Raw genomic sequence first — 11,722 nt, 5'->3', positions numbered from 1 at the left:
CGGCATTCTGCGGTTCAAGAAATGTCGAATATCGATTAACGAACATCGAATGTTGAAGTTAGCCGGATGCTCTAGCCCGGATGGCAGCGGCATCCTTTTGCGGAGTTTACGAAGCAAAAGATAGAGCGGACAGCCGGAAATGGCTCCTAACGCAACAATTCTAAAATCTTGTTTTCAACCTGTGCACTGTCCCAAATCGTTTCAATATCGGGCAGCAGCATCACCTCATCCATGATCGCTTTTTGCTTGTCGCCAATGGCAAGCGCCTCGGTGTATGGACGGTGGCTGAAGGTTACGCGACTGTAGAGCGGCAACCATTTGTCGGGGTGTTTTTCGGAGAAACGCTTTTCGATGCGTTTGGCCAACAGGAATTTCTCGTCGGCGGTCTTCGAACTCATTTCCATGAAATTGCGGTAGGACAGTTCGGCAATCGCATCGGCGTTGGGCTTACGGCTGTCCTGGTATTTTTCGAAAATGGCCTTCCAGTCGTCGCCGTATTGCTCGATGAATTCCTGCAAGATCGTAATGTCTTCAAAACCGGCATTCATGCCTTGCCCATAAAACGGCACAATCGCGTGACAGGCATCACCAATCAAGGCAACCTTGTCCTCATACGTCCACGGATAGCATTTCATCGTGACCAATGTACTGGTCGGGTTCTTGAAGAAATCTTCGGCCAATTTCGGGATCACGTCGATTGAATCGGGGAAATTCTTTTCAAAAAATGCCTCGACTTTCTGGCGGTCGTTGAGCTGGGCAAACGAATTCTCGCCTTCGAACGGCATGAACAACGTGCAGGTAAAACTGCCGTCCAAATTCGGAAGCGCAATGAGCATGTACTCGCCGCGCGGCCAGATGTGAAATGAATATTTATCAAGTTTGTGCGAACCGTCTGGATTTGCGGGAATATTGAGTTCTTTGTATCCGGTGTTCAAAAATTCCTGTGAATAGTTGAACATGCTTTGGCGCTGCATGCGGTGGCGGATTCTCGAGAACGCACCGTCGGCACCGAAAACCATATCGTATTTGACGTCTTTCCATTCGCCGCGTTCGCTTTCACCGATGTGCAAAGTCGCCTCGGCCAACGAAACATCCCAGATTTTCTGTTCGAAGAAAAATTCCGCACCGGCGGCTTCGGCCAAATCGATCATCTTGCGGTTCAATGTGCCACGCGAAATCGAATAGATGCTTTCACCTTCCTTGCCGTAATGCTGGAAATTGAGTTTGTCCTTGAGGTGGATGGCGCGTTTGTCCATCGGGATCGCAATGCTCCTGACTTCATCGCCCACACCGACACCGTCGAGTGCTTTCCAGCCACGGTCCGACATCGCCAAATTAATCGAACGACCCGAAAACTGGATGGTTCGAATGTCTGGGCTTCGGTCGTAAATGTGTACGGTGTGCCCGCCTTTTCTGAGGTAAATCCCCAAAAGTGACCCGACTAATCCGGATCCGACGATGGCAATGCGAAGGGGTTTTTGCATGAAGCGGTGTTGTGGTTTGCGTGGCAAAATTACGCATTAATCCCTAGAAACGGGAAAATTATGGTTTTTTTTAAGATTTGTCCGAATGTGATTTTTTTACTTCGTACAGTTCGCTTCGCTCGGGTGGGCGTGCCCCTGCGGGTCGCGCTGTCCGTTGCAAGTCCTCGTCCCGAAGTGTCGGGACTGCGGGCTTTCCACTTCCATCGCTCACGCGGGCATCGGTTTCCAAAATAAAAAAGACGGTACATGGCGACCGTCTTTTATAATCTTTTGTATAAAATCAGAAACTTTGAACGTTTCCTTGGGGATGCCCCAAGCCCACCCCGAGGTTCAAGTTAGTTAAAAAGCCGCAAACTCCACGGCAGATACTCTGTAATAAATTGAAAATTATTTTCTATTGAACTGAAGCTTATTCCCCACCGGCAAGCCATTGTTCTTGGCCAAAACGCCACACATGTGGAACAGCATCCGCGCCCCGACGTTTCCGTCCCAGTCGTCTTCGCCTGGCGCGACTTCAACCAAATCAAACCCAATGATTTCCTTTCCGCTTGCAGCCAGTTTACTCAAAAGGTACGCCGCCTGTTCAAACGAAAAACCACCCGGAACCGGCGTTCCCGTATTCGGGCAATACCACGGATACATTCCGTCGATGTCAAAACTGATCGTGACTTTCTGCGGTAACGCAGCGATGATGTTGTCGCATTGCTGGTCCCAGTTCATTCCGGTAAAGGTTTCGGCTTTAAGGTCCCTATCGGTATGCACGACGACGCGGTCTTTGACGGCGATTTCGGCTTCCTGTTCGCAAAAATCGCGGATGCCCACCTGAACGACTTTCGAAATCTGCGGAATCTTCAAGGCGTTGTACATGATCGACGCATGCGAATATTCGAAACCTTCATAAGCGATACGCAAATCCATGTGGGCGTCGAGATGCAAAATTCCGAAGTGGTCATGTTTAGTTGCCAAGGCTTCGTAATAACCCAATGGCGTAGAATGGTCGCCGCCCAACAGCGCAACTTTTTTGCCTTGCGACATCCAATACAACGTACGCTCACGCACCTGATCGTGCAGGTTTCGACACACTTCGTTGATTTTATCCAAATCCGATTGCAATGCAGGGTTTTCAGCCACGACCTGTCCGCCTTCGAGTGCTTCGATGATCGGCTGGGCAAGTTCCTTGTATTTGGCGCTGTCTTCGGCCCATTGGTCGGTTTGTTCGTTAAGGTCGAGGTACATCCCGAGTTTCCACAATTCGGGAAATTCCTGGTGGTGCAAATCGACCTGGAACGAGGCGTCGAGAATGGCTTCGGGTCCTTCGGACGCGCCAGCCCCGTAGCTTACAGTCACTTCCCAAGGTACGGGAATGATGACGATTTCACTTTCATCGGCGGTAAACGGCAAACCAAAAATACTTTGGTCGGCCAAACCCGGTTGCGACGGGTCGAATGCATTTATTTTTTCCTGTTTTGAAGTGTCAAACATGGCGTTTTTTATTTTTTGAATGGAACGCAAAATTAAAAATTATTATCGGGAACTACCGTCAAAATGGGAATTTATTGGGATTAAATAATTCTGTTAAAGATGTTAAAAAAAAGATTATTTTTATGCGGCTGGAACATTTCAGCACAACGCAACTTTTTAAAAATCACTAACCTAAACCAAACTTACAATGAGAAAATTTTTACTCTTTGCAGGCGCTTTTGCTTTTGCACACACGGCATTTGCGCAGGATTACCGCACTTTACAAATCACTTCGGGTTATTCAACCGATGTCATTGCCAATGGCGTCGGGTCGGCATTGCTGTCCACAACCGATTCTTTCGACCTTTCCGAATTTGTGCTCATGAGCGCCGATTACCAATTGCTCAGCACCGATCCCGTCAATAGTTTCGCTTTGCCTGTTTCTGGTTTGATCGACAACCTCGCCACTCCTGGTTTGTCGTACCAACTCGCCCCTTATACGGGAGACAACTCTTTACGTCTGTTGGGGCAATTTGATTCAGGCACTATGAACATCAGCAACGCCGTGCCGTCTACCGCCGTGTATGTCTTGGCGGCCTGCGGCAATGGTTCTGCTACCTTGGGTGGTACGATCCATTTTTCAGACAACACCACACAGGAAATCGCAACCGGGGTTATTCCGGATTGGTTTTTCAGCAACGCTTTGCCGGTTGTGGCTACTGGCTTTGGGCGTGTCGGTCGTATGTCGGACATCGTAGAGAATCCGGCCGGCGACCCGAGATTGTACCAGTTTCAAATCAACATCCTTGCAGAGAACCAAACCAAAACCATCACCAGTATTGACTTCAACAAACAGTCTTTCGAAGAAGGCGTCATCAACATTTTGGCACTCAGCGCACAGGATTTGGGCACTTGTCCGGCGCCAACGCAACTGAATGCTTCGGCAATCACCAACAACACCGCCGCCATTTCGTGGACCGCACCGGTGATTCTTCCAGGCATGGGCTATCAGTATTATCTTTCTGCCAACAGCGTACCGCCGACGGCTTCAACCACACCAACCGACGATACCGACCTGACTTTATTGAACCTTAGCAGTTTGATTACCGGTCAATCTTATTGTGTGTGGGTGCGCTCGCGTTGCGGGGAAACCGATTTCGGGCCTTGGAGCGATTCCATCTGCTTTACCACTGGCCAAACTTCGGGGGTTTACAACGGCGGCGACATCTCGACCACTTATGTCGATTTTGTCGACGTAACCACGACAACAAATTGCCCGGGCGTATTTACGGTAACCGTTCCAGATGGATATGTCGTGACTTCGGTGGCGACTTCGTATGACATGCAAACGGCACTCAACGGCTGGATGTCGGAACAACGTTCCCTATTGGTTTGCAACACCACTGGAGTGACCGAAACCGAAGTAACTTCTGGCGTGGGCGGAACCACCGGAACTTACAGCTATGAACGCAGCGGGCTCGACATTGCCGACGGCGCTACCGGAACTGTAGAATTCGAATTGCGCGCCTGGCGTACTTATGGTGCCGGAGAATGTGATGTCGTCTACAATCGTGTCGTCAATGGCACTTGGACGGTAACCGTCACTTACACGAACCAGCTCATCAAGACCAAAGAATTCGGCGCCGATTCTTTCGCGATTTACCCCAACCCGGCGCATGATGTGGTAAATATTACGGCCAAAGAAAATATTTCAGAAGTGGGCGTTTACAATTTACTCGGCCAACAGGTTTTGCAGAAAAACAATGTAAACAATAACGAAATCCAATTGTCAACAGCAGGCTTGCCCAGTGGAAAGTATCTTGTGAAAATCACTTCCGAAAATGGCGTAACGACCAAATCCATTCTGAAGAATTAAGAAACAAACATCCAAATAATGAAAAAGTCCGTTTTGCAACGGACTTTTTTATGTTTAATGGGAAAGAATGCCTTGTTTGAGGATCTGCCCGAAATCGTACATGTCTTCATACGAACAATACAACGGCACCGGCGCAAGTCGGATGACGTTAGGCTCGCGCCAATCGGTGATGACGCCATTCTTCATCAGGTAGTCGAACAAAGCACGACCTTCACCGTGTAGAAATACCGAGAGTTGCGAGGCGCGTTCTTCGGGATTTGTTGGCGTGATGACTTCAAACGTACTGTCGACTTCCTTGTCGATTTCGTGCAGGATGAATTCGAGGTAGGCCGTAATGTTATTGCGTTTTTCGATCAGCGCGTCCATACCGACTTCGGCAAACATTTCGACCGAAGCGAGATACGGAGCGAGCGACAAAATCGGCAAATTCGAAACCTGCCAGCCGTCGGCACCGTTGACGGGGTCAAAATCGGGTTCCATCTTGAATCGGCGCTCCTTGTTGTGGCCCCACCAACCCGCAAAACGAACCAAGTCTTTGTTGCCGTGGTGCTTTTCGTGGACGAAGCAACCCGAGGCATTTCCGGGCCCCGAGTTCATGTATTTGTAACTGCACCAGGCTGCGAAATCGACGTTCCACTCGTGCAATTCGAGTTTGATGTTTCCGGCGGCGTGTGCGAGATCCCATCCGACTTTCGCTCCGACCTCATGGCCTGCCTTGGTGATTTTTTCGATGTCGAAAACCTGGCCCGTATAATAATTGACGCCGCCAATCAAAACAAGCGCAAGCCCGTCGCCGACTTCATTGATTTTGGCAATGATGTCTTCGTGGCGGATGTTGTGTTCGCCTTCCCGACGCTGAATCTCGACGATCGCATCCTTTGGGTCATAGCCGTGGTGGCGTACCTGCGACTGGATCATGTATTGGTCGCTCGGGAAAGCCTTGGCTTCGCAAAGGATTTTATAGCGCTTGCCCTGTGGCTGGTAAAAAGAAACCATGAGCAAATGCAGGTTGATCGTGAGCGTGTTCATTACGGTCACCTCAGAAGGTTTGGCCCCGACGATTTTACTGAGCGGATTCGCAAATCGTTCGTGGTAATCCCACCACGGTTTCTCGGCATAAAAGTGGCCTTCGACGGCGAGGTTGGCCCAGTCGTCCATCACTTCATCGACAAATGCTTTGGTGCGTTTGGGTTGCAAGCCGAGCGAATTTCCGGTGAAATAAATGACGTTTTTGCCGCCCACTTTGGGAAAGATGAATTCGTTTCTGTATTTCGAGAGCGCGTCCTGTGCATCGAGGCTTCTCGCAAATTCTTTGGTATTTTGGAAGGTCATGTTGTGATTTGTTGTTTGCTCTGCGAATGTAGTTTTTTAAACGCAAAGACGCAAAGATTTGGTTGGGTTGAAAGTACAAACGTCGAATGATTCTCGGGCTCGCGTTAGGGATAGAAGCGGAAAGCCCACAGCGAGGAGGTACGACGAAGCGAGGACTTGCAGCGGATAGCCCGGCCGCAGGCAACGCACAAAAAACAATAAATCAACCGTTTAAACACCGATTTAATCAAAGATTAAAACAAGAATTAGCCGAAAAAATTTCCGGATTCAAAATAATCTTCGTTAACTTTATCCTGCCCTACACTACGCTTTCCAAAAGAGCCCCGAACTTTTGAGGAAGTTTCACATGCATTTACTTAACCAATTTTTATGTTATGAAACATCCCGTTTTCAAAGCCGCCCTATTGCTATGGGGCGCAATCCTGAGTTCCCAATCGCTTTTTTCGCAACCGACTTCGTTCACTTCACGTGGCGTAGGCGGTGGTGGCGCCATGTTCTCGATGGCGATCAATCCGGCCAACGACAACGAGTATTTTGCTTCGTGCGACATGGGCGAATTGTTCCACACCACCGATTTCGGGGCCAATTACACCCAGGTCGACCACCGGCAGATTTGGGGCGGCCATGCGTCTAAGGTGTGTTTTACCTCGACCCCGGGCCTGATGTACACCATCAGTTATGCAGCCGACATGCAACGGCCGATGAAAAGCACCGACGGCGGAACGACCTGGACTGCATTGCCCGGAAACCCAAATAATTACGAAGAATTGTACAGCATCGATGCCGATTTCGACAACCCGAACCGCATCGTTATTTCGTGGTACAACCGCATTTATTTCTCGAGTAACGGTGGGACGAGTTTTACCAGCATCCATACCGCGGCGACCGGCAACGGCATTGTTGTGGGCGGGGTGTTCTTTGACGACAACAACATTTACATCGGGACCAACAACGGCGTTTTGGTGTCGACTAATGGCGGTGCGAATTGGAGCATCGCGGCCTTGACCGGGATTCCGGCTTCGGACCGGATTTGGTCGTTTGCGGGCGCGAAAGTCGGCGGCGTAACCCGTTTCTTTTGCATCACGGGTGCCAATAGTGATATTTATGCCGGCATGCCGGGTTCCGATTATTGGGGATTTCCTACGGGTGTGTATTCGTTGGATTACGGCTCCGGAAATTGGACGCCGAAGATGACCGGAATAAATGTAGCGACCGATTTTCCGATGTTCGTAGGCATGGCCAAGAACGACATCAATACGGTGTATCTCTGTGGAAGCAATTCCAATTCGCGACCGACGGTTTTCAAAACCACGAATGCCGGAACCAATTGGAGCAACACTTTTCTGACGACCAACAACCAAAACATCACCACCGGATGGAGCGGCCATGGCGGCGACCGTCCGTGGAGTTACGGCGAATGTCCGTTTGGCATGGCGGTTTCACCGAACAATGCCAATAAGGTCATTTTTGGCGATTACGGTTTCATCCATAAAACATCGAACGGCGGCACGTCTTGGCAGCAAGCGTATGTGGCCACGCCAACGCAGAATCCGGCAGGTGTGGCAACGCCGCAATTCCATGCGTACCAAAGCAACGGGCTCGAAAATACAACGAGTTGGCAAATGCATTGGACGAGTGCCAATAAAATCTGGTCGTGTTTTTCGGATATCAAAGGCATCAAAAGCGACGACGGCGGTTTGTCGTGGTCGTTCAATTATACGGGGCACAACGCCAATACGAGTTACCGCATCGTCGAACATCCAACGAATGGCAATTTGTTCATGGCGACTTCAAGCATCCACGACATGTACCAAAGTACGCGTTTGGCCGATGAAATCCTGGACCAAAACGACAGCGAAGGCAAAATCGTGTATTCGACGAACCAAGGACAGACTTGGCAGAATTTGCACGTATTCGGGCATCCGGTGTTTTGGATCGCCCTTGATCCGAACAACCCGAACATCGCTTATGCGAGCGTCATCCATTACAACGGCGGTTCGGGCGTAGGCGGCATTTACAAAACGACGAATTTGAATTTGCTCGCGTCCTCGACCTGGACTTTGTTGCCGAATCCACCGCGTACGCAGAAACACCCGGCCTGCATCAATGTGCTCAACGACGGAACGGTCGTCGCTTCCTTTTCGGGGCGCCGCACGGATGACGGCTTCCAGAACAGTTCGGGTGTGTTTGTGTACAACGGCAGTTCGTGGACCGATGTCTCGCATCCGGGCATGCACTATTGGACGAAAGACGTCGTGATTGATCCGAACGATACGGCACAAAACACTTGGTACGTTTGTGTCTTCAGCGGTTGGGGCGGTGCACCGAACGGACTTGGCGGTTTATACAAAACCACGAACCGCGGCACGAGCTGGACCAAACTGACCGGAACGACGATCGACCGTGTGGCTTCGATTACGTTCAACCCGGCCAATGCCAACCAGATTTATTTGACCACCGAAGGACAGGGCTTGTGGATGTGCTCGAACCTCAACAACACAACCCCGACCTTTTCACAAGTGGATTCGTATCCGTTCCAGCAACCCGAGCGTGTGTTCTTCAACCCGTACAACAGCAATGAACTTTGGGTCACGAGCTTTGGCAACGGCATGAAAGTGGGCAGTCTCGCGCCGCTTTCCACAAACGAGAACAAACCCCAAGACAACCGCATTGCGCTTTACCCGAATCCGGCCAGTGGATGGGTCAAAGTGACCACCGGTGCGGAAGTTTTGGTCAACATCAAAATCTACAATTTGGCCGGTTTGCTCGTGGGGGAATTTTCGGAGGCGGAATTTTCGGTAGAAAATCTTTCTTCGGGGATTTATTTGGTGGCGGTCAAAACCGACCACGGCATTTACAATAGGAAATTGATTATGGAATAATTTTTTAGCCACGACCCGACCGCAGCGAACTGGCGAAGCAATTCACGAATTTTCAGAGAATAATTTGAACTAAATTCGTGTATTCGTGACCAATACCCTATTTGTTTGATTAGCGTCTGCGTTAGCGATTGGAGCGACATCCTTTTGCGGAGTTTACGAAGCAAAAGATATAGCGGAAAGCGCGGCCGCAGGCAACGCCCACCCGAGCGAAGCGAACTGTACGAAGTAAAAAAGCAAAGCCACGAATTCACAAATTGTTAATTTAATTCGTGAATTCGTGGCTTATTATTTTAAACCGATGCTTACAAAATCAACATCGCGTCGCCGTAAGAATAAAAACGGTATTGTTCCTTGATCGCTTCCTCGTAGGCTTTTTTCATGAGGTCGTGGCCGATAAAGGCGGAAACCATCATGAGCAAGGTCGATTTTGGCGTGTGGAAATTCGTGATCATGCAATTCGCTACACTGAAATCGTGCGGCGGGAAGATGAACTTGTTCGTCCAACCTTCGTACGGATTGAGCGTCTTGGCCGAAGAAACCGAACTTTCGATCGCACGCATCGAAGTCGTTCCTACCGCGCACACTTTTTTGCGTTTGGCCTTGGCGGCGTTGACGATGTCGCAGGCTTCCTGGGTGATGACGAGTTCCTCAGAATCCATTTTGTGTTTGGACAAATCCTCTACCTCGACCGGGTTGAAGGTTCCGAGACCGACATGCAACGTGATTTCGGCAAAGTTCACGCCTTTGATCTCGAGTCTTTTCAAAAGGTGTTTCGAGAAGTGCAAACCGGCAGTCGGTGCGGCAACAGCGCCTTCTTCCTTGGCGTAGATCGTTTGGTAACGCTCGGCGTCATCTTCGTTGACTTCGCGGTTGATGTATTTGGGAATCGGGGTTTCACCGAGTTCGGTCAATTTGTTGCGGAATTCTTCGTAAGAACCGTCGTAGAGGAAACGCAACGTCCTGCCGCGTGAAGTGGTGTTGTCGATGACTTCTGCCACGAGCGAATCATCGTCGCCGAAATACAATTTGTTTCCGATACGGATTTTACGCGCCGGATCGACGAGTACATCCCAAAGGCGTTGCTCGGAGTTGAGTTCGCGCAACAGGAATACCTCGATTCTGGCTCCGGTTTTTTCCTTGTTTCCGTACAGACGCGCCGGGAACACCTTGGTATTGTTGAGCACCAGGACATCGCCGTCCTCGAAATAATCGATCAGGTCTTTGAACATGCGGTGTTCGATTTTCTTGGTGTCGCGGTGGATGACCATCAGGCGTGATTCGTCACGATTTTCGGCTGGGAATTCTGCGAGAAGTTCTTTGGGTAGGTTAAAGTTGAAGTGTGATAATTTCATAAAACTTTTTTGATGGCTGCAAATATACGATTGTCGACAAGGCGTTGTCAAGTGTTTTTTGAGTTATTTAGTGTCTGAGTACCTGAGTGCCTGAGTTTACTCGCCTTGGGAGATTTTAAAGCCGATGGATTCAAGGTCGTTCCAAAAGTTCGGGTAGGATTTGGAAACGACTTCGGCATATTGGATGACAATCGGGACTTTCAATGCCAGCGGGGCGAAAGCCATGGCCATGCGGTGGTCGTTATAGGTTTCGATTTTGACATCGGGACGGATGGCCGTTGAAGCTTCCAATGTCAGGCGATCGCGGGTGACGGAAACAGTTGCACCCAGTTTGGTCAATTCGTTTTGCAAGGCCGTAAGCCGGTCGGTTTCCTTGATTTTGAGCGTGTGCAATCCGGTGAGTTCACAGCCGATGCCCAATCCGAAACAAGTCACGGCGATGGTTTGGGCGATATCGGGGGTTTCATTGAGATCCAACAGCAAATGCCCCGATACCGGATGCGCCGTTTTTTGGAGCATGATTTTGTTGGAATCGAAAGTCGTCCCTACACCAAAATTCTGGTAGATCTCGGCCAAAGCACGGTCGCCTTGCAGGCTGTTTTCCCCGAAATGGGAAAGCGCAATTGTCGTCCCTATTTCCGACAAGGCAACGATGGAATAAAAGTAAGAAGCCGACGACCAATCCGATTCGACGGCGAGCGCAACGGGTGCCAATACAGAACGATTCGGAACGGTAATGGTGTTTCCCACGAATTCGGTTTGCACCCCAATCTGTCGCAACAATCCCAACGTCATCAAGATGTACGGCATCGAAGTAATCCGGCCGTTTAAAGTCAATTGCAGGCCGTTCCCGAGTTTCGGTGCGATGAGCAGCAAAGCCGTAATGAATTGGCTGCTCACATCGGCCGCAAGCGAAATGTTTCCGCCCAAGAGTTTGCTGCCTTTGATGCGCAGCGGTGGAAATCCTTCCTTTTCGGCATATTCGATAGCCGCACCCAAATGGCGCAACGCATCGACAAGGATTTGGATCGGGCGCTCTTTCATGCGGTCGGAACCGGTCAAGACCACTTCGCGGTTGGGTTGCATCGCAAAATAGGCCGTCAGGAACCGCATGGCTGTTCCGGCGTGGTGGATGTCGATCAGGGAATCGTTTCCTTGAATCGCTTGGCGCATCACTTCGGAATCATCGGCCTCCGAAGTATTTTCGAGGCCGATTTCAGGATACAGCGCCTGCAACAACAGCAAACGGTTCGTTTCCGATTTGGATCCGCCGATTTTTATTTCGGATGCACTGTTGACCCGTGATGCTGCCAGATGCAAGTCCATTATCAATTC

Annotated in this window: 7 protein-coding genes; 2 read left to right on the top strand and 5 right to left on the bottom strand. The window is 50.0% G+C overall.

Features of this window, described 5'->3' with window-relative positions:
* Nucleotides 1-146: 146 nt before the first annotated feature.
* Complete coding sequence (locus QM717_RS10845; protein WP_415037492.1) at nt 147-1,484, bottom strand: FAD-dependent oxidoreductase; 1,338 nt, start codon at nt 1,482-1,484, stop codon at nt 147-149.
* Between the two features lie 387 nt (nt 1,485-1,871).
* Nucleotides 1,872-2,966, bottom strand: a complete 1,095-nt coding sequence (locus tag QM717_RS10840; RefSeq protein WP_415037491.1) for an agmatinase family protein — start codon at nt 2,964-2,966, stop codon at nt 1,872-1,874.
* A gap of 187 nt (nt 2,967-3,153) precedes the next feature.
* On the opposite strand from QM717_RS10840, the gene QM717_RS10835 reads away from it, so the two are divergent.
* Nucleotides 3,154-4,821 carry a T9SS type A sorting domain-containing protein gene (locus tag QM717_RS10835; RefSeq protein WP_415037490.1) on the top strand — a complete coding sequence of 556 codons (1,668 nt, stop codon included), beginning with the start codon at nt 3,154-3,156 and terminating at the stop codon, nt 4,819-4,821.
* Between the two features lie 54 nt (nt 4,822-4,875).
* Here the strand turns inward: QM717_RS10835 and kynU are convergent, their stop codons facing one another.
* Nucleotides 4,876-6,153 carry a kynureninase gene (gene kynU / locus QM717_RS10830; protein ID WP_415037489.1) on the bottom strand — a complete coding sequence of 426 codons (1,278 nt, stop codon included), beginning with the start codon at nt 6,151-6,153 and terminating at the stop codon, nt 4,876-4,878.
* A 374-nt stretch (nt 6,154-6,527) separates the two neighbouring features.
* Between kynU and QM717_RS10825 the strand changes: the two genes are divergently transcribed.
* Entirely contained in the window at nt 6,528-9,035 is a 2,508-nt protein-coding gene (locus tag QM717_RS10825) for a T9SS type A sorting domain-containing protein (RefSeq protein ID WP_415037488.1), read from the top strand.
* A 302-nt stretch (nt 9,036-9,337) separates the two neighbouring features.
* Here QM717_RS10825 and queA read toward each other — a convergent pair whose 3' ends face one another.
* The gene (gene queA / locus QM717_RS10820; RefSeq protein WP_415037487.1) at nt 9,338-10,387 is read right to left on the bottom strand and encodes a tRNA preQ1(34) S-adenosylmethionine ribosyltransferase-isomerase QueA; all 1,050 of its coding nucleotides are present in this window, start codon (nt 10,385-10,387) and stop codon (nt 9,338-9,340) included.
* 96 nt (nt 10,388-10,483) lie between these two features.
* The gene (locus QM717_RS10815; RefSeq protein ID WP_415037486.1) at nt 10,484-11,713 is read right to left on the bottom strand and encodes a 3-phosphoshikimate 1-carboxyvinyltransferase; all 1,230 of its coding nucleotides are present in this window, start codon (nt 11,711-11,713) and stop codon (nt 10,484-10,486) included.
* Nucleotides 11,714-11,722 lie beyond the last annotated feature (9 nt).

Source organism: Flavobacterium sp., assembly GCF_047602195.1.
Lineage (GTDB): Bacteria > Bacteroidota > Bacteroidia > Flavobacteriales > Flavobacteriaceae > Flavobacterium.
This window is presented reverse-complemented; position numbering and strand designations above follow the sequence as displayed.

Bases quoted from the DNA above. Each gene is read 5' to 3' on its own strand.
- QM717_RS10845 (WP_415037492.1), bottom strand. From the start codon at position 1,484: ATGCAAAAACCCCTTCGCATTGCCATCGTCGGATCCGGATTAGTCGGG.
- QM717_RS10840 (WP_415037491.1), bottom strand. From the start codon at position 2,966: ATGTTTGACACTTCAAAACAGGAAAAAATAAATGCATTCGACCCGTCG.
- QM717_RS10835 (WP_415037490.1), top strand. From the start codon at position 3,154: ATGAGAAAATTTTTACTCTTTGCAGGCGCTTTTGCTTTTGCACACACG.
- kynU (WP_415037489.1), bottom strand. From the start codon at position 6,153: ATGACCTTCCAAAATACCAAAGAATTTGCGAGAAGCCTCGATGCACAG.
- QM717_RS10825 (WP_415037488.1), top strand. From the start codon at position 6,528: ATGAAACATCCCGTTTTCAAAGCCGCCCTATTGCTATGGGGCGCAATC.
- queA (WP_415037487.1), bottom strand. From the start codon at position 10,387: ATGAAATTATCACACTTCAACTTTAACCTACCCAAAGAACTTCTCGCA.
- QM717_RS10815 (WP_415037486.1), bottom strand. From the start codon at position 11,713: ATGGACTTGCATCTGGCAGCATCACGGGTCAACAGTGCATCCGAAATA.